Consider the following 18406-nt stretch of genomic DNA (forward strand, 5'->3'; position numbering starts at 1 on the left):
CTACGCCGCGGCCGGGACTTCGCCCGGCAGCGGTGGCCCTTCGGGCAGTTTCACCTCACGCGGGCGCGTGGTTAGGTTGAGCGAATGCCCGACGACGAGTTCAGCCTCCGTTATTCGGATCTGGTGACGGGCAGCTATGACTGCGTGGATCGGATCGTGCTCAACGCGTTCTTTCCGCTCGGGCACAACCCGGGCGGGTTCCGGGTGTGGTGGCGGCGCTGGCACGACGACAGCGACGCCGAGTTGGACAACACGCATCTGATGCGGCTGGCCGGGCGTTTCGCCCGCCGGGTCAAGGCCTGGGGCGCGGCCAACGACGTACCGGTCATCTTCTGCAAGGCCGGTGAGCGCAAGCATCGCATCGCCGAGGAGTACCTGACCTCTCACGAGGTCACGACGGGGGTGTTCCTGGTCCTCGCGGCCAAGGCGCCGGCGCCGGTGTGGAAAGTCAAGCGGTCGGCGGCGGGCCGGATCGTCAACATCGAGAGGAGAAGCGAATACGTCAACCACTATTCGTTCCACATCATGGATCCGACCTGGGGGCACGTGACGATTAAGATGTCGGGGCATCCGCCGTTCGGGGCGCAGATCATCCTCAACGGCCACGAGTACGTGGCCCGTCAGGCGCAGGCGGCGGGGATAGCATTCAGCAAGGTCGGCAACTGCTTCACCGCGGTCGCTGACCCCGCAGACCTGGCTCGGATCGCAGATGCCTTGTCGCAGGATGCGGCTGTGGGGCGGCTGAGCCAGGTCTGTCGGCGGTGGATCTATTCCGCGTGCCTGTGCTTCGGGCTGGATCTCGACGAGCAACAGCGCAGCGGTTTCGGCTACGCCTTCGCCGTCTATCAGGTCGAATACAGCCGCAACCTGATCTTCGCCGACGGACACCGGATGCAGCAGATCTTCGACGCGGTGGTGGACCGGACCCGCTCCCGGCTGGACGTGCCCAGGATCCGCACCGTCTTCGGCACCGCGCAGCGTCCCCGCCGCACCCGACGACGTTCCTCGCTCATCGAGGCCACGATCGAGACACCTACCTACGACCTGACCGTGTTCAAGCTGCACTTTGGGCGGCTGACCGGCAAGGCCTACACCAAAGGCGAACGTGTGCTGCGGTTCGAGGCGATCGTGCACAACACCGCGGAGTTGCGCTGCGGGCGCATGATCGAGAAGTTTCCCGAGATCGTCACCCGGCTTGCCGGCATTGCCGAACGATTCGCCACCGCCTTGGACTGCGTGGATACCGGATTCATCGGCGAGGGCATCCTCGACGAACTGCCCTGTGGATCGACGCTCGGCGCCACCCGAGTCGGCGGTGTCGACCTCAACCAACCACGCATGCGCGACGCACTGCGCGCCGCCCTGGCGCTAGCGCCGGCACCGAACGGGTTCACCGTCGCCGAGTTCGCCGCCAAGGTGCACTCCCTCACGGGCGTCGATCACTCCGGCTACACCGTCCGCCAGGCCGGCTACGACCTGCGCAAGCTGCGGGGCAAACGGCTCCTCGACAAACCCGGCCGAACCCGCCGCTACCACGTCCCGCCCCTGGCCGCGCGCACCATCGCCGCCCTGCTCACCCTCCGCGACCAGGTCATCACCCCGATCCTCGCCGCGGTGCGCAGCCCCCGCATGGGACGCAAACCCGCGCACTGGACACGCGTCGACCGTGACTACGAACGAATCCGCATCGATATGCAAACGCTCTTCAACGATCTCGCCATCGAAACGCCGCTAGCCGCTTGAGGATTCGGCACACGCCAGCCATTCCACATCACCAACAAATTGTCGGAAGTCGATCCTCAAGCGGCTAGCTAGCCGCCTTCTCCTCGTTCTCCACCGTCGCCGCGATCTCTTCGAGTTGCTCGATGCGTGTGCGGGCAAACGCCTGCTGCTCCGTGATCGTCAGCTGCCCGCGATGGGTGCTCAGGAATGTCACGGTCCAGGAGATCAGCGTGGTGATCTTTGTCTTGAAGCCCACCAGGTAGACCAGGTGAAGCACCAACCAGGCCAGCCACGCAACGAAGCCCCCGAACTCCAGCGGACCGACCTGGGCCACCGCACTGAACCTCGACACCGTGGCCATCGAACCCTTGTCGAAATACTGGAACGGCTCGCGGTCGGCCGGATTTGCGCCCTTGAGTTCCGATTTGAGAAGGCCGGCAACATGTTTCGCGCCCTGGATCGCGCCCTGCGCCATACCGGGCACGCCTTCGACCGCGGCCATGTCGCCGATCACGAACACGTCCGGATAACCCGGGACAGACAAGTCGGGCAGAACCTTCACGCGGCCGGCACGGTCGAGTTCCACCGACGACTGCGCGGCGAGCTGCTTGCCCAGCGGGCTGGCCGACACCCCGGCCGACCACACCTTGCACGTCGACTCGATGCGCCGGATCGTGCCGTCGGAGTCCTTTACCGTCAGGCCGTTGCGATCGACGTCGGTGACCATCGCTCCGAGCTGTATCTCGACGCCCATCTGCTCAAGCCGGGCCTGGGCCTTCTTGCCGAGTTTCTCGCCCATCGGCGGCAGCACCGCAGGCGCGGCATCGAGAAGGATCACCCGGGCCTTCGTCGTGTCGATGTGCCGGAAGGCGCCTTTGAGGGTGTGGTCGGCAAGCTCGGCGATCTGCCCGGCCATCTCCACGCCCGTCGGCCCCGCACCCACGACGGTGAAGGTCAGCAGCTTCTCGCGACGCTTCGGATCGCTGGACCGCTCGGCCTGCTCGAAGACGGACAGGATGCGGCCGCGCAATTCCAGCGCATCGTCGATCGTCTTCATGCCGGGCGCGAATTCCGCGAAGTGGTCGTTGCCGAAGTAGGACTGACCGGCACCGGCGGCGATGATCAGGCTGTCATAGGGCGTGATGTAGGGGTGCCCGAGCAGTTCGGACTTCACGGTCTTGGCCGCCAGGTCGATGCCGGTCACGTCGCCAAGCAGCACCTGGACGTTCTTCTGCCTGCGCAGGATGATCCGGGTCGCGGGGGCGATCTCACCCTCGGAGATGATGCCGGTCGCGACCTGGTACAGCAGCGGCTGGAACAGGTGATGCTGGGTGCGGGCAATCATCTTGATGTCGACGTCGGCGCGCCTGAGGGCCTTGGCGGCAGTCAGCCCGCCGAAGCCAGACCCGATCACGACGACACGATGTCGGGGCTGGGCTGCAGCCGCACTTCCGGGCTGGGCACTCATGCTGGCTCCTCGTCGGGCGAAGACTGCGCGAACACCTCTACGGTAGTCTCGCCGTTCCCGGGCGTCGCGCGATTACCGCTGTGGCATTTGCCACGCACGCGCTTGCCCGCTAAGCCCCGACCAGCGGCTTCAGTGCCTCGCCGGCCTTCGTGATGAAGCCGGGCAGGTGGCCCTGGATCGGCATGTTGACGATCACGCCGTCAATCCCGGCGTCGATCACCCGCTTTTTCACCTGCTCGGCCACCGCCTCCGGCGAACCCGTCAGGCTACGGTCGCGCATCGACTCGGGGATGTCCTCCGGCTTGATGTTCTCGTCGAAAACGACAGTCAGCAGCGTGCTGGTCTCCAGCGTTGCCGGGTCGCGATCGACCTCTGCGCACCGTTGCCGGAGCGCCTCGAGCTTGGCCGGCAGATCAGACATGTTGGCGATGATGTTCAGGTGGTCGGCGTATTGCGCGGCCAGCCGGAACGTCTTCTTCTCGCCACTGCCGCCGATCATGACGGGGATACGGTCCCGGTATCGCGGCTCGTTCATCGCCGACTCGGTGTGATACCACTTGCCCGAAAACGTCGGCCGCTCGCCACGCAGCATCGGCGCGATGATCTGCAGGGCCTCCTCGAGCCGCTCGAAGCGGTCGGTGAAGCTGCCGAACTCGAAGCCCAGCTGCTGGTGCTCAAGCTCGAACCAGCCGGCGCCGATGCCCAGGATCGCCCGGCCGCCGCTCACGACGTCCAGCGTCGTCACCGCTTTGACCAACAGCGCCGGGTTGCGGTAGGTGTTGCCGGTGACCAGCGCGCTGAGCTGGACGCGGTCCGTCGCGGTGGCCAGCGCCCCCAACGCGGTGTACGCCTCCAGCATCGGCTGCTCGGGCGCCCCCAGGCCGGGCAGCTGGTAGAAGTGGTCCATCACCAAGACGGTGTCGAAGCCGGCCGCCTCGGCCTCCCGGGCCTGGGCGACGACGGTGGGAAAAAGCTCTGAAACCGGTGTGCCGTAGGAGAAGTTTGGAATCTGGTAGCCGAGTCGAATAGTCACGCCCTCGACACTAGGACGACTCAGTCCCAGTGAGCCAGGGCGCCGTGGCTGGCGTGCAGGGTCTGCCCGGTGATGTGGCGGGCGGCCGGGCTGGTCAGGAACAACGCCAGCCGCGCGATCTCCCCGGCGGCGTTGGCGGGGACGCCGGTCGACAGCCCCTCATAGCCAGGTTTGGCCCCGCGGCCCGACGCGACGGTGTTGATCGTGATGCCGCGCGTACCGAAGAACTCCGCCTGGCCCGCGGTCCAGTCCGACAGCGCCGCCTTGACCGCGGCTTCCGCACTGCCCGTCCGCGGATTCTCGGGCACGACGTTGATGATCGATCCACCCGAGCGCAGGTGGTCGCCGATCGCGTTCACCATCAGCACCGCCGAAAGCACTGTCGCGTCCAGGTTGTGGCGCCACGCCATGGCCCGTTCGGCCAGCGTGTAGACGCGGGGATCGCCGGCGCTGAGCACCGGCGCCGGGACGCTGACGATGGTGTCCAGGTGGTGGGGCAGAAGCGGCACCGAAGCGGCGAGGCTGTCCGGGTCGGCGCTGTCGCAGACGACGCAGTCGATCTCGAGTTCCTTGGCAGCGATCTCCAGCTCGTCGCGCCGTGCGCCGGTGATGACCACCTGGTGCCCCTCGTCGCGGAAGCCCTGGGCGATCGTGCGCCCCAGCTCGGTGTCGCCGCCGGTGACAAGCACCTCCATGGCCATGCCCTCCTCGTGTTCAACGTTGAACCCGACGTCAACGGCGACCTGCACGTGTGCTTCGGTGTCACCGAACCCGGTGCTCTCGATCGTGACACAGGTAGGAGGTGCCACCCGGGATTGGCGCGTCGGTTTCGCGACGATGTTACTGGACAGTAGCTAGCCGGGGAAGTTGAGCATGCCTAGGGTCTGAGATCATGACGCGGCTCTGGGGCCCGGCCCTCGCGACCGTCGTGGCGGTGCGCCCGCGGGCACACGTGGGCAGGCCGGAGCGTCGGCGGTTCCTCGCCCAGGCCGGGTTCGCAAAGCCTTGAGGCAGCCCGAGGGTCTGCCCCGGTGGATCTATGTCCCCGCCGCGGTCGGCGCGCTGTTCGTCGCAGTCCCGCTTGCCGCGATGGCGATCAAGGTGAACTGGCCGCAGTTCGGTGCACTGATCACCGCTCGTTCGTCACGAATCGCGCTGCTGCTGAGCCTGCGCACCGCGGCCGCCAGCACGGCGTTATGCCTGGTCCTCGGCGTCCCGCTCGCGCTGGTGCTGGCCCGTAGCGGCGCCCGGTTGATGCGACCCGTGCGGCCGCTGATCTTGCTGCCACTGGTGTTGCCGCCGGTGGTCGGTGGCATCGCGCTGCTCTACACATTCGGCAAGCTGGGCCTGCTCGGCCGCAATCTGGAAGCCGCCGGGATACACATCGCGTTCTCGACGACGGCTGTGGTTCTCGCGCAGACGTTCGTGTCGTTGCCGTTCCTGGTCATCTCACTAGAGGGCGCGGCACGCAGCGCGGGCGACCGATATGAAGTAGTCGCCGCTACCTTGGGGGCGCGGCCGACGACGGTGTGGTGGCGCGTCTCGTTGCCGCTGCTGGCGCCCGGGCTGGTTTCGGGCGGGGTGCTCGCGTTCGCGCGCGCGCTCGGCGAGTTCGGTGCGACGTTGACGTTCGCCGGCTCACGCGAGGGCGTCACCCGCACGCTGCCACTCGAGATCTACGTCCAGCGGGAGAGCGACCCCGACGCGGCGGTGGCGCTGTCGATGCTGCTGGTCGGGGTGGCCGCCATCGTCGTGCTCGCGGTCGGTGCCCGCAGGCTGGGCGGATCACCCGGATGACAGCGCTGACGCTTCGCGCGGTGATCGCCGAGCGCGGGATGGACATCGAATTCGACGTCGCAGCAGGCGAAGTCGTCGCAGTCCTGGGCCCCAACGGGGCGGGCAAGTCGACAGCGCTGCACGTGATCGCCGGTTTGGTGCGCCCCGATCACGGCGCGGTCCGATCGGGTCCGACCGTGCTGACCGACACCGCGGCCGGCGTGTTCGTGCCAACATACGCCCGCCGCGTCGGCCTGCTGCTGCAGGACCCAGCCCTGTTCCCGCACTTGTCCGTCGCCGCCAACGTCGCGTTCGCCCCCCGCAGCCGGGGTCGCAGCCGACGGGCCGCCCGCGATGCCGCGCGGCACTGGCTGGCCCGGGTCGACGCCGCCGAGCTGGCGGACCGCGCGCCGCGACAGCTGTCCGGCGGCCAGGCGCAGCGGGTGGCGATCGCCCGCGCGCTGGCGGCAGAGCCCGATGTGCTGCTGCTCGACGAGCCGCTGGCCGGCCTGGACGTGGCCGCGGCCGGGTCGGTTCGCAAGCTGCTGCGCGGCGTGCTGGCCCGCGACGGCCGTGCCGCGCTGCTGGTCACCCACGAACTGCTCGACGTGCTGACGCTGGCCGATCGGGTGCTGGTGCTCGAGGCCGGGCGTGTGGTCGAGGACGGGCCAGTCGCCACGGTGCTTGCCTCCCCGCGCAGCCACTTCGCCGCCCGGTTCGCCGGTGTGAACCTGGTGGCCGGCACGATCGACGCCGCCGGTTGCCTGCGCGCAGCCGACGGCACCTGTTGGTACGGCAGTGGCGAAATCCCTGGCACGGGTGCGCACGCGGTCGCGGTGTTCAGCCCGGCCGCGGTGGCGGTGTATCGCGACCTTCCGCACGGCAGCCCCCGCAACAGCGTCGAGGTGACCGTGGCCGCACTGGACAGCCGTGGGCCCGGCGTCCGTGTCCGCGCCGACGACCAGAGCGACGGCGCGCCGGGCCTTGCCGCCGACATCACGGCGGAGGCCGCCGCGGACCTGCTACTAGCACCGGGCGAGCGAATTTTCTTCTCCGTCAAGGCGCAGGAAGTCGCGGTACACCCCGCCTGAGCGTTGGTTTTCTAAGGGTATTTCTCATGTCACTTTGTCAGCAGGCCACACTTGCGTCACGGCGGTAACACGGTAGTTTCGTCGTCATGCGACAGCCGGACGTGACCCCGACACCACGTAAGGGCCTATGGATGACGCTGGCGATGACGGCGGTTGCCGGCGCTGGAACGGTGGCACTGACCCTGCCCGTGACGACGGCCTACGCCGACCCGGTGCCGGCACCGCCGCCGGGCACGACGACACCGGTCCCACCGCCGGTCGACCCGAACGCCGCTGCACTGCCCGCCGATCCGAATGCCGCGCCGCCGCCCCCGGCCGATCCCAATGCCCCGCCGCCACCTGCGGCCGACCCGAATGCGCCGCCGCCGCCTCCGGCCGATCCCAATCGCGTCAACGTCGCGGCCGGCGGCTTCAGCTACGACCCGCCCCCCGGCTGGGCCGTCGGTGACGCGTCGAAGATCAGTTACGGCCAGGCGTTGCTGACCAAGACGCCGACCACCCAGGGCGGGCAGGCCCCGACCGACACCAGCATCCTGATGGGAAGGCTCGACCTGAAGTTGTTCGCCGGCGCGGAGCCCGACAACACCAAGGCCGCGATCCGGTTGGCCTCCGACATGGGTGAGTTCTACATGCCGTTCCCCGGCACCCGGATCAACGAGGAGACCGTCCCGCTCGATGCGGCCGGGATACCGGGCGCTGCGTCGTACTACGAGGTGAAGTTCACCGACACGAACAAGCCCAACGGGCAGATCTGGGCCGCGGCCCTCGGCTCGAACACTCCGCGGCAGGGGACGCAGGCGGCGCAGAACAACCGCTGGTTCGTGGTCTGGCTGGGCACGGCCAACAACCCGGTCGACAAGGCCGCCGCGAAGACACTGGCCGAGTCGATCCGGCCGTACACACCGCCGCCCCCGCCGGAGGCACCGCCCCCTGGCGCACCCGGTGCGCCACCCGCTCCGGGTGCCCCAGGTCAACCGGCGCCGGTCGGCGTTCCGGTTCCGGTCGCGCCGAACCCGGACATGATGCCGCCCGGCTGACCTTCGGTGGACGACTATCCGCGGCCGATCACCCCTGCGGGTCATGTCGCGCCCTGCCCACGTCGCATCCGGGTCATGCTCGACAACTGGATACTGGTCGACACCTTGGCCGCTCGCTACGTGTGGGAGCACAGCAGGTATCCGCGCTACTACGTCCCGGTGGACGACGTGGCTCCCGATGCACTGGCCGACGAAAGCTGCACGGTCTCAACGTCGTTGGGGTCGGCGAGGCGGTTCGGACTACGAACGCCCGGCACCACCCATCCCGGCTGCTTGCTCGTGTTCTCCACAGGGCAGCTCGCGAGCCTCGCCCGAGTCGATCCGCGTCTCGGCGCGAAATGTTTCGAGGAGGACGAACAGATCTTCGTCCATCCGCGCGACCCGTACGTGCGGGTGGACGCGTTGCGGTCAACCCGCGCCGTGCGTAGAGAGTGCAACGGAGTGGTGCTGGCCGAAAGCGGCTGCCCGGTCATGGTTTTCGAGACCGGCCTGCCCACCCGTCACTACCTGGATCGCGCCGATGTCGACTTCACCCACCTGGTGCCGTCCGCCACCGTGACCGCGTGCCCGTAAAAGGGCACCACCAGCGAATACTGGTCGGTTCGACTGGATGACGCGCTGTTCGCCGACATGGCCTGGAGCTACAACTTCCCGACCCGGCAACTGCTGCCGATAGCGGGGATGATCGCGTTCTACGACGAGCGCGTCGACGTGTCCGTGGACGGTCGGCGGGTGATGCTGCCACCCGGACGGTAACTAGCCGTGACTTATCGATGCCAATTAGACATCGATGCCAATTAAACGGCGCAATCGTTACCCTCACGAGGTATACCAGTGTCACTGCGCTCGCCGACCGAGGCGAGCCGGCACGAGCAAGGAGATCGCGATGCACATCATGGCAGCTACCGAGTACCTCGCCCTCAACTTGAATGGCAAGACGGGCGTCGGATGGATCGCATACATCATCATTGGCGGCATCGCGGGCTGGATCGCCAGCAGAATCGTGAAAACCAATGCTCGGCGCGGGATCCTGCGGGACATTCTGGTGGGAGTCGTAGGCGCATTTGCCGCTGGCCTGATACTCAACCTTCTCGGCGTGGATGTGAACAGCGGCGGATACTGGTTCACCTTCTTCGTCGCTCTGGGCGGCGCCATCGTCCTGCTCTGGCTGGTCCGGCTCGTAGGACGGACGCGGACGTAGCGGCCCATTCGACTTTCTTTGCCGGCCGCCGTCGCCGGTGCCGGGTGTTTACGCAGGATCGCCGCTATCCCGCGGTCCCGTCATTCCGGAATGACGGGAACTAGAAAAGCGATCCGTCCAGCCGCTTCACCATGTCCTCAATCGGGCGGCGCGGCGTCGCCGGCAGCGGATCCGCGTTGACCGGTGCCCAGCCGATCCGCAGGAGCATCTGCGGGTAGCCGTCGTCGCCGAGCACGATCGAGCGGACGGCCTCGCGTGTGGAGTTGATCTCGAGCGGCTCGGTCAACGGGCACGTCGCCAATCCGAGTGCCGTGGCCGTCAGCAGCACCACGCCGGTGGCCTCACCGGCCCGCAGCTGCGCGACACGGTCGTCGGTCGCGGTGGCCAGCACCACGACAACGCCGGCGTCGTCGCGCGCCGCAGCGTTTTGTGGTTGCGGCAGCGCCGGGTTGGCGAACACCCGCGCCGGGATGGCGGCTTCGCGGTCGGGCGCCGGCGTGTTGCGGGCCGGAACGCCGGCCAGTGACTCGTAGCGGCCACTCCACATCGACAGTTCGGCCAGGTATTCGGCGTCGGTGGCGTGCTCGCGCACAGCCGCGGCCACCAGCTCGGCCAACGGCCCGGGCGTGGGAACGCGGCGCAGCGTGACGCCTGCGCGCGCGGCGCGGGCGGCCATCAGCGCGACGTCGCCCGGGGGTACCGGCCACGAGCTGTACCACCGGCGATCTGTGCGCCGACGGGGGATCGCCGCGGCCAGCGCGATGTCCTGCTCGCTGGTGCCGCGAGCCCCGATCTCGACCGCGGCCAGATGGCCGGGCTCGGCGGGGTTCGGGAACCGATGCACGTGGCTGTGCCAGCCCAGCGCGGCCAGCGCGACGGTGAAGTGCTGCAACGCCACGCCGCAGCTGAGCATCATGTCGCGTTGTGCCGGATCGATTTGTGGCAGTTGGCGATCGGGGTCGGCGTACAAGTGCACGCTCTCGTCGCCGACCCGCCAGCGCCACGGCTGCGAGTTATGCACCGACGGCGCCCGGATGGCCAGGGCGAGCGCCGCCCTAATTGTTTCATGGTCCGGCCTTGCGGTGTTCATGATCGGGCCCCTCGTGTCGTCTTCGGCTCTCACGCTGACAGTCGCGGCGGTGACCGCCATAGGACCGAATGGCCCTGGCAGAGAGAATTTGGTCCCGAATTGCCTGCCGGGGCGGCAGGCATCGCCCGCACGCGCGACGATGGGGTTATGGTTCCGGATCGCATGATGACGGCCTGGCGGGTGCGCCGGCCGGGCCCGATGAGCACCTATCCGTTGGAGCGCGTGACCACCGAGGTTCCGCACCCGCAAGCCGACGAGTTGCTGGTGGCGGTGCGCGCATGCGGGGTCTGCCGCACCGACCTTCACGTCGCCGAGGGCGACCTTCCGGTGCACCGGCCCCACGTGATACCGGGGCACGAAGTCGTCGGCGAGGTCGTCGGGCTCGGCCCGGAAGCCGGTCGGCTTTTCTCCGTCGGAGACCGGGTCGGCATCGCATGGCTTCGCCACACCGACGGAATCTGCCGGTTCTGTGTCCGCGGCCAGGAGAACCTGTGCCCGGAGTCGCGATACACCGGGTGGGACGCCGACGGCGGTTACGCCGAGTACGCCACGGTGCCCGCGGCTTTCGCACACCACCTGCCGAAGGGTTATTCGGATGCCGAACTCGCGCCGCTGCTCTGCGCGGGCATCATCGGTTACCGGTCGCTGCTGCGTGCCCAGCTGCCCAGGGGGGGCCGACTCGGCCTGTACGGGTTCGGCGGCAGCGCACACATCACGGCGCAGGTGGCGCTGGCCCAGGGCGCCGAGGTCCACGTGATGACCCGCGGCGAAGCGGCGCAAAAGCTGGCGCTGTCCCTCGGCGCCGCCTCGGTACAAGGGGCGGCCGACCCGCCTCCGGTGCCGCTGGACGCGGCGATCCTGTTCGCGCCGGTCGGCGAGCTTGTGCTGCCGGCCTTGGAGGCGCTGGACCGAGGTGGCACGCTGGCCATCGCCGGCATCCACCTCAGCGACATCCCGGTCCTGAACTACCAGCGGCATCTGTTCCAGGAACGGCAGCTTCGCTCGGTCACGTCCAACACCCGCGCCGATGCGCGCGAGTTCCTCGCTTTCGCCGAGAAACACCACATCGAGGTGAGCACGCCCGAGTACCCGATGGCCAGCGCCGACCAAGCGTTGACGGATCTCGCCGAGGGTCGCATCGCCGGCGCCGCGGTGTTGCTGGTCTGAGTCCGGAAGAAGCTGAGACCGGCTACATCGAAAGGTGCCAGACCAGCGCAGCGGTCAGCGCACCGAGGCCGTTGAGGGACCAGTGCAGCGCGATCGGGGCCAGCAAGCTGCCGCTGCGCCGCCGTAGCCAGGTGAAGACGAAGCCGGCGACGGCGGTCGCCCCGACGGCGAGCAGCACGCCGGCGACCTCGCCGCCGATGCCGCGGCCGAAGAGGTGGGTGAACCCGACGTTGCTGCTCGTCAACCCCAGCGACGTGGCGATGTGCCAGAGGCCGAACAACAACGAGCCCGCCGCGGCGACACCGCGAAAGCCCCAGGCGCGGTCCAGCGCGCCGTGCAAGACGCCGCGGAACGCCAGTTCCTCCGGAATCACCGTCTGCAGCGGGATGACGATCATCGACGCGACCACCGCGCCGGACACCGTTGCGTAGTTGTTGTTCAGGAACAACGGCCGGGTGAGCGGCAGCAGCGCCCCGGCCGCGACGACGGTCACGACCACCGCCACCGCGGCCGCGGCGTAGCCCAGCCCGGACCGCCAATGCTCATGGCCCAGCCCGAGCTCCGCCCAGCCCAGCCCGCGGGAGCGGAGGAGCAGGACGAGGCCGACGGCCGCGGCCGGGACGGTCGCCACGCTGGCCCACGGCGTCGTGAAATGCGCGATGAGGTTGGTCAACGCCAGGACAACCACCACGACACCGATATCGACGTAGACGCGGAACCGGTGCAGCGCGGCCAGCTGCGACACGAACGGGTGCGGTTGAGCGGCCGCAGAATCAGTCATGGTGCGGCCGAGTGTACCCGCGGGGCTGCCAGCGAACCGTCAGCCGCCGGGAGGGGGCGGCGGCGTCAGCGTGACGGCGCCACTACCCTCGCGGATGTGCTCGGTTCTGCCCTGCCGCTGTCCGGTGTGCGAGTCCTCGATCTCGCGGGCAGCGATGCCGACGAGGTGGGGCGCCTGTTCGCCGATCTGGGCGCCGATGTGCTGAAGATCGAGCCGCCGGCGGGGAGTCCCGCTCGCGCGGCACGGCCCGCCGTGGCCGGGATCGGAGTCCGGTTCGCATTGCACAACGCGAACAAGCGCAGTGCGATCCTCGATCCCGACGACGACGCAGACCGGCGGACATTCGTGGACCTCGTATCGGCGGCCGACATCCTGGTCGACAGCGGCATTGTTGGCCGCGCCGCCGCCTTCGGCGCCTCGTGCGCCGAGTTGGCACGGCGATTCGGGCACCTGGTCGCGTTGTCCGTCAGCGAATTCGGCGCGACGGGCCCGTACGCGTCGTGGCGGGCCACCGATCCGGTCCTTTATGCGATGTCGACCGCGCTGTCGAGGTCCGGGCCACCGACGGGGACACCCGTGCTGCCTCCCGACGGCATCGCGTCGGCCACCGCGGCGGTTCAGGCTGCGTGGGCGGCGCTGGCCGCGTATTACAACCGATTGCGCAGCGGTAGAGGTGATTACATCGATTTCTCGCGCTTCGAGTCGGTATTACAGGCGTTCGACCCACCGTTCGGCGCGATGGGGCAGGCGGCCTCTGGGCAACGGTTGTCCGACACGTGGCGGGGCCGGCCGCGGAACCAGGACGTCTACCCGATATTCGCCTGCAAGGACGGCTACGTGCGGATCTGTGTGCTGTCGCCGCGCCAATGGCATGGCATGCGGGCCTGGCTGGGTGAGCCCGGGGTGTTTCAGGATCCGAAGTACGAGACGCTCGGCGCCCGGTTCTCCGCATCTCGCGAGATCGGCGCATTGACCGCGCGGCTGTTCGCCGACCAGACGATGGACGCACTGGTGGCGGCCGGCCAGTCTTACGGAGTGCCGATTGCCGCAGTGCTCACACCATCAGAAGCACTGTCGTCCGAGCACTTTCGCGCGGCGGGCGCGATGAGAAGGCTCGAGTTGGCTCCGGGGACGAACGTCACCGCGCCGGTGGGCGCGTTCGTCGTCGACGGCAACCGCGCCGGTATCCGCCGCCCCGCACCATCGCCGGGGGAGCACAAGCCGTCCTGGCTGCCCGCACCGCGGCCCGCCTCCGGCGCCGCCGGCCCCTCTCACCGGCCGTTCGACGGCATCCGGATCCTCGACCTCGGGATCATCGTCGCCGGTGGCGAACTCGGGCGGCTGTTCGCCGACCTGGGCGCCGAGGTCATCAAGGTCGAGAGCGCTGCGTACCCGGACGGCCTGCGGCAGACGCGACGCGGGCACCCGATGAGCGAAACCTTCGCGTGGACGCACCGCAACGAATACGGCCTCGGCCTGGATCTGCGTCAGCCCGCCGGAGCGGAGATTTTCCGCCGCCTCGTCGCCGACGCCGACGCGGTCTTCGCCAACTTCAAGCCGGGAACTCTTGCTAGCCTTGGCCTTTCGTATGACGTGCTCCGCGAGATCAATCCCCGTATCGTGCTGGCCGAAAGCAGCGCGTTCGGCGATCGCGGTCCCTGGAGTGTCCGAATGGGTTACGGCCCGCTCGTGCGGGCCGGCACCGGGATCACCCGGCTGTGGACGTCGGCGGTGACCGGCGCTTTCCACGACACCGTCACGATCTTCCCCGACCACGTGGTCGCCCGGATCACCGCGATCGCGGCCCTTGCCACGCTGATCCGCCGAGAGCGGACTGGGACCGGCGGGCATGTTCACATCTCGCAGGCCGAGGTGGGCGTCAACCAGCTCGACACCCGCTACGCCACCGACGCCGCACGCGACACGGGCTTACCGGTTGACGATGACGGCAGTTACCACGGCGTGTACCCGTGCGCCGGAGACGACGAGTGGTGTGTCATATCCATTTGCGACGACGATGACCGGCGCGCCCTTGCGGTGGTCATAGGCCGGCCGTCCCTGAGCCGCGACGAACTCGACGCCGAGATCGCGGCATGGACCTCCTCGCTCGACAAGGCGACCCTGACAGCGACGTTGCAGCGGGCCGGGATCGCAGCCGGACCGATGAACCGGCCCGTTGACGTGCTCGACGATCCCCAGGTACGCCATCGGCGGCTGTACACCGATATGGTTCACCCGTTGTTCGACAAGCCGCTGCCGACCGAAACCGGGCCTGCGCCGTATCTGCGCATTCCGCGGTCAGAGCTGCGTCCCGCGCCGATGCCCGGCGAGCACACCCGTGAGGTGTGCCAGAAGCTGCTCGGACTCGACACCGACCAGATCGAGCGCCTGACCGCCGACGGCGTGCTGTTCGCCGCAGCATCACCGACCGCCCCGAGGAGTTCGCCGTGACCGCAACCACACCGGCCACCCGGGTGTTCATCGGCGGTCAGTTCAGGGCCGCCACCAACACCGTTCCGGTCATCGAAGCCGCCACCGGCGTACCGATCGGTGACGGACCCAGCGCCAGCCAAGCCGAGATCGACGACGCCGTCGCCGCGGCACATTCCCCGGAGGCGAATGCATGGCGGGCCAGCTCGCCGGCCGAGCGCGCCGAGGCGCTGACCCGGTTCGCCGCCGCGCTGCGTTCCCGCGCCGCGACCGCTTCCGAACTCGTGAGCCGCGAGAACGGCATGCCGATCTCGCTCTCGCGCGGCGCCAATGGCGCGTTCCCCGCCGCGCTGGTCAAGTACTACGCCCAACTGGTCACAGACTTCGAGCCCGAGGAGATGCGGCCGAGCCTGATCGGGCACACGATCGTGCGCCGTGAGCCCGTCGGCGTGGTGGGCGCGATCATTCCGTGGAACTATCCGCAGTCGCTGGCGGCGATGAAGATCGCGCCGGCGCTGGCCGCCGGATGCCCGGTGGTGCTGAAGGCCGCGCCCGAAACCGCTTTGGACGCAATGCTGTTCGGTGAGGCCGCAGTGGAGGCGGGCTTGCCAAACGGCGTGTTGAGCGTCGTTCCCGGCGACGCAGCCGCCGGTGCCCACCTCGTCACCCATCCCGGCGTCGACAAGGTCGCGTTCACCGGCTCGACCGCAGCCGGCCGAGCCATCGGCGAGGCGTGTGGCCGGCTCATCCGTCCCGTCACCCTCGAACTCGGCGGCAAATCCGCGGCCATCATCCTCGACGACGCGGACATCGACGCGACGATGAACGGCCTGCGCACACAGTCTTTCGTCAACAACGGGCAGACGTGCTACCTGAGTTCACGGATCCTGGCGCCCAGGTCGCGCTACGACGAAATCGTCGACGCACTCGCGACGCTGGCCCACAGCATGTCGATCGGCAACCCGCTCGACGACTCGACCGAGATCGGCCCGCTGGTCAGCTCCCGGCAGCGTGAGCGCGTGCTCGGCTACATCGACCTGGGCAAGTCGTCGGCGGCCAGGCTGGTGGCGGGCGGATCGATTCCGGAGAGCCAGCCGCGGGGCTGGTTCGTCGAGCCGACCGTGTTCGCCGACGTCTCCAATCGCGACCGCATCGCGCAAGAGGAGATTTTCGGCCCTGTACTGACCGTGATCCCCTACGACACCGACGCCGATGCGGTTGACATCGCCAACGCCAGCGAGTACGGGCTGGCCGGCACGGTGTGGTCGACCGACGAGGAGCGGGCCACCGATGTCGCGCGCGGGGTACACACCGGCTCGATCGGCGTAAACAGCTATCTACTCGACATGCGCGCACCGTTCGGCGGGGTGAAGGCCAGCGGACTCGGCAAGGAACTCGGCCCCGAGGGGCTCGACGAGTATCTCGTTGCCAAATCGATCTACCGGTCCGGCCCGGTTCCGGCTGCCGGCGGCCGCGCATGACATCGGGGGTCGCCCCCCGCACGCCGGTCCTTGTCGGTTCCGGTCAGATCAATCAACGCGAGAGCAATCCCGACACCGAACCCGTTGATCTCATGGTCGAGGCGGCACGGCAGGCCGCCGATGCGCGCGTGCTCGGGGCGGTCGACGCGATTCGCGTGGTCAACGTGTTGTCGTGGCGGTATCGCGACGCCGGCCTGCTGCTGGGCCGGCGCCTCGGCATCGGCGACTTCTCGACCCGATACAGCGGAGTGGGTGGCAACGCCCCCCAGACGTTGGTGAACCAGGCATGTCTGGACATCCAGCGGGGACGCGCCGACGTGGTGTTGATCGCCGGTGCGGAAACGTGGCGCACCCGGACAAAGTTGCGGGCCGAGGGACACAAGCCGGACTGGTCGCGTCAAGACGATTCGGTCGCGATGGCCGAGGGCGCCGACGGCGACGTCCCGATGGCGGGTCCCGCCGAGCAGCGCATCGAACTGGTCCGTCCGGCTCACGTGTATCCGCTGTTCGAGCAGGCGCTGCGGATCGCGGCGGGCGAACCGTCGGACGATCATCGCCGTCGAATCGGGGAGCTGTGGTCACAGTTCAGCGAGGTCGCCGAGGACAACCCGAACGCGTGGAGCCCGCAACGGCTGGCCGCCGAGCAGATCTGGCGGGCCGGCCCGGACAACCGGATGATCAGCTGGCCCTACACGAAGCTGCTGAATTCCAACAACATGGTCGACCAGGGCGCGGTCGTCGTTCTCGCGTCGGCCGAGGCCGCGACCCGTCTGCAGATCCCCGACGAACGTTGGGTTTTCCCGTATGCCGGCACGGATTCGCACGACACCTATGCGATCGGCGAGCGCGCCGCCTACCACCGCTCGCCGGCGATCCGGATTGCGGGACGCCGGGCGCTGGAACTGGCCGGGGTCGGCGTCGATGACATCGAGTTGATCGACATCTACTCATGTTTTCCGTCCGCGGTTCAGGTCGCGGCCGCCGAACTCGGACTGCCGATCGGTGACCGGCGCCGTCCGCTGACCGTGACGGGCGGACTCACCTTCGCCGGTGGCCCGTGGAACAACTACGTGACACACTCCATCGGAGCCATGGCCGGGTTGCTCGTCCGCAACCCGGGCAGTCGCGGATTGATCACCGCAAATGGCGGCTACCTCACCAAGCACAGCATCGGGATCTACGGCACCGAACCGCCGTCGACCGAATTCCGTTGGCAAGACGTGCAATCCGAGGTCGACCGAGAGCCGACTCGGCGCGCGGCGCGGGAATGGGAGGGCGTCGGCACGGTCGAGGCCTGGACTGTGCCGTTCGATCGGGACGCCAAGCCGGAGAAGGCATTCGTCGCCGTCCGGACGCCGGAGGATGCGCGAACGATGACGGTGATCATCGATCCGTCGGAGGCTGCGACCGCAGTCCGCGAGGACATCGCCGGGGCGAAGATTCACGTTCGGGCAGACGGGATCGCGACACTGCGCTGACCCGGCGAGGCCGCGTGGTACGGGCGCTCGATATGGCATTCTTTTGGAATGTCAGTAACCGCCTCCCGGGGTCCGGGCCGGCCCCCCGGTACAAAGTCGGCCCAAACCCGGGAGCGGATCATCCGCGGGGCGAGAGACGTGTTCAGCGCAGTCGGCTACGACGCAGCCACTTTTGAAGAAATCGCAACCCGCGCGGATCTGACCCGGCCCGCCATCAACCACTATTTCCCGAACAAGCGGCTCCTCTACCGCGAAGTGGTCGACATGACCCACGCCACGGTCATGGAGGCCAGTGTGGAAAGAGCCGAGCAAGAGGCCACGCTGTTGGGACAGATCAGGGTGTTCATGGCCCTGGTGATTCAGGCCGATCCCGATCGGTCGGCGGCCAAGTTCATGGTCACGGCTGTACTGGAGTCGCACCGCCATCCCGATCTGTGCGAGCCGGAGCAGGATTTCGTCGCGAGGACACGGGCATTCATTGCCAAGCTCGTCACCGCGGCGCGCGACCGGGGGGAACTGGAAGCCGACACCGATGTCGCCGGCTTGGTGGACATGCTGCTGGCGCTGCTGTGGGGTATGGGGTTCTACGCCGGATTCGCCGGTGGCATCGACGGCCTCGAAGCCGCCGCAGGGCAGCTGCAGCGGTTGTTC

The 18406-nt window shown here is 68.4% G+C and carries 15 protein-coding genes and 1 pseudogene; 11 read left to right on the forward strand and 5 right to left on the reverse strand.

The window, feature by feature from the left end:
• The first annotated feature begins 84 nt into the window (after positions 1-84).
• Positions 85-1743, forward strand: coding sequence for a hypothetical protein (locus VKG81_RS15555; RefSeq protein WP_324397424.1), 1659 nt, complete (start codon positions 85-87; stop codon positions 1741-1743).
• Between the two features lie 64 nt (positions 1744-1807).
• Here the strand turns inward: VKG81_RS15555 and VKG81_RS15560 are convergent, their stop codons facing one another.
• From VKG81_RS15560 to VKG81_RS15570, 3 genes are all read right to left on the reverse strand, one after another.
• Positions 1808-3190, reverse strand: a complete 1383-nt coding sequence (locus VKG81_RS15560; protein ID WP_324397426.1) for an NAD(P)/FAD-dependent oxidoreductase — start codon at positions 3188-3190, stop codon at positions 1808-1810.
• Positions 3191-3299: 109 nt separating this feature from the next.
• Entirely contained in the window at positions 3300-4223 is a 924-nt protein-coding gene (locus tag VKG81_RS15565; RefSeq protein WP_324397428.1) for an LLM class F420-dependent oxidoreductase, read from the reverse strand.
• A gap of 20 nt (positions 4224-4243) precedes the next feature.
• Positions 4244-4924, reverse strand: coding sequence for an SDR family oxidoreductase (locus VKG81_RS15570; protein ID WP_324397449.1), 681 nt, complete (start codon positions 4922-4924; stop codon positions 4244-4246).
• A 304-nt stretch (positions 4925-5228) separates the two neighbouring features.
• Between VKG81_RS15570 and VKG81_RS15575 the strand changes: the two genes are divergently transcribed.
• The 5 genes and pseudogenes from VKG81_RS15575 (at position 5229) to VKG81_RS15595 (ending at position 9328) form a co-directional block, all read left to right on the forward strand.
• On the forward strand, positions 5229-6020 hold the full coding sequence (locus VKG81_RS15575; protein ID WP_324397430.1) for an ABC transporter permease: 792 nt from the start codon (positions 5229-5231) through the stop codon (positions 6018-6020).
• Positions 6017-7090, forward strand: a complete 1074-nt coding sequence (locus tag VKG81_RS15580) for a sulfate/molybdate ABC transporter ATP-binding protein (protein ID WP_324397432.1) — start codon at positions 6017-6019, stop codon at positions 7088-7090. Before VKG81_RS15575 ends, VKG81_RS15580 begins: the two co-directional genes overlap by 4 nt.
• Before the next feature lie 86 nt (positions 7091-7176).
• Complete coding sequence (locus VKG81_RS15585) at positions 7177-8127, forward strand: APA family fibronectin-binding glycoprotein (RefSeq protein WP_324397434.1); 951 nt, start codon at positions 7177-7179, stop codon at positions 8125-8127.
• Between the two features lie 75 nt (positions 8128-8202).
• Positions 8203-8883 (forward strand): annotated as a pseudogene (locus tag VKG81_RS15590) (DUF427 domain-containing protein).
• Positions 8884-9013: 130 nt separating this feature from the next.
• The gene (locus tag VKG81_RS15595; protein ID WP_324397436.1) at positions 9014-9328 is read left to right on the forward strand and encodes a GlsB/YeaQ/YmgE family stress response membrane protein; all 315 of its coding nucleotides are present in this window, start codon (positions 9014-9016) and stop codon (positions 9326-9328) included.
• A gap of 100 nt (positions 9329-9428) precedes the next feature.
• Here VKG81_RS15595 and VKG81_RS15600 read toward each other — a convergent pair whose 3' ends face one another.
• A complete protein-coding gene (locus tag VKG81_RS15600; RefSeq protein ID WP_324397438.1) occupies positions 9429-10418 on the reverse strand; it encodes an Acg family FMN-binding oxidoreductase in 990 nt (329 codons plus the stop codon).
• A 147-nt stretch (positions 10419-10565) separates the two neighbouring features.
• Here VKG81_RS15600 and VKG81_RS15605 point away from each other — a divergent pair, with 147 nt between their 5' ends.
• Entirely contained in the window at positions 10566-11585 is a 1020-nt protein-coding gene (locus tag VKG81_RS15605; RefSeq protein ID WP_324397440.1) for a zinc-binding alcohol dehydrogenase family protein, read from the forward strand.
• A gap of 22 nt (positions 11586-11607) precedes the next feature.
• Here the strand turns inward: VKG81_RS15605 and VKG81_RS15610 are convergent, their stop codons facing one another.
• Positions 11608-12366, reverse strand: coding sequence for a CPBP family intramembrane glutamic endopeptidase (locus VKG81_RS15610; RefSeq protein ID WP_324397442.1), 759 nt, complete (start codon positions 12364-12366; stop codon positions 11608-11610).
• A 96-nt stretch (positions 12367-12462) separates the two neighbouring features.
• On the opposite strand from VKG81_RS15610, the gene VKG81_RS15615 reads away from it, so the two are divergent.
• From VKG81_RS15615 to VKG81_RS15630, 4 genes are all read left to right on the forward strand, one after another.
• On the forward strand, positions 12463-14817 hold the full coding sequence (locus tag VKG81_RS15615) for a CaiB/BaiF CoA-transferase family protein (protein WP_414685293.1): 2355 nt from the start codon (positions 12463-12465) through the stop codon (positions 14815-14817).
• Positions 14814-16277, forward strand: coding sequence for an aldehyde dehydrogenase (locus VKG81_RS15620; RefSeq protein WP_324397444.1), 1464 nt, complete (start codon positions 14814-14816; stop codon positions 16275-16277). Before VKG81_RS15615 ends, VKG81_RS15620 begins: the two co-directional genes overlap by 4 nt.
• Positions 16274-17755: an acetyl-CoA acetyltransferase gene (locus VKG81_RS15625; protein WP_324397446.1), complete on the forward strand. Its 1482-nt coding sequence runs from the start codon at positions 16274-16276 to the stop codon at positions 17753-17755. The genes VKG81_RS15620 and VKG81_RS15625 overlap by 4 nt, the downstream gene beginning before the upstream one ends.
• Positions 17756-17803: 48 nt before the next feature.
• Positions 17804-18406 (forward strand): TetR/AcrR family transcriptional regulator (locus VKG81_RS15630; RefSeq protein ID WP_324397447.1); only part of this gene is annotated, 603 nt, incomplete at its 3' end.

Source organism: Mycobacterium sp., assembly GCF_035314905.1.
GTDB lineage: Bacteria > Actinomycetota > Actinomycetes > Mycobacteriales > Mycobacteriaceae > Mycobacterium.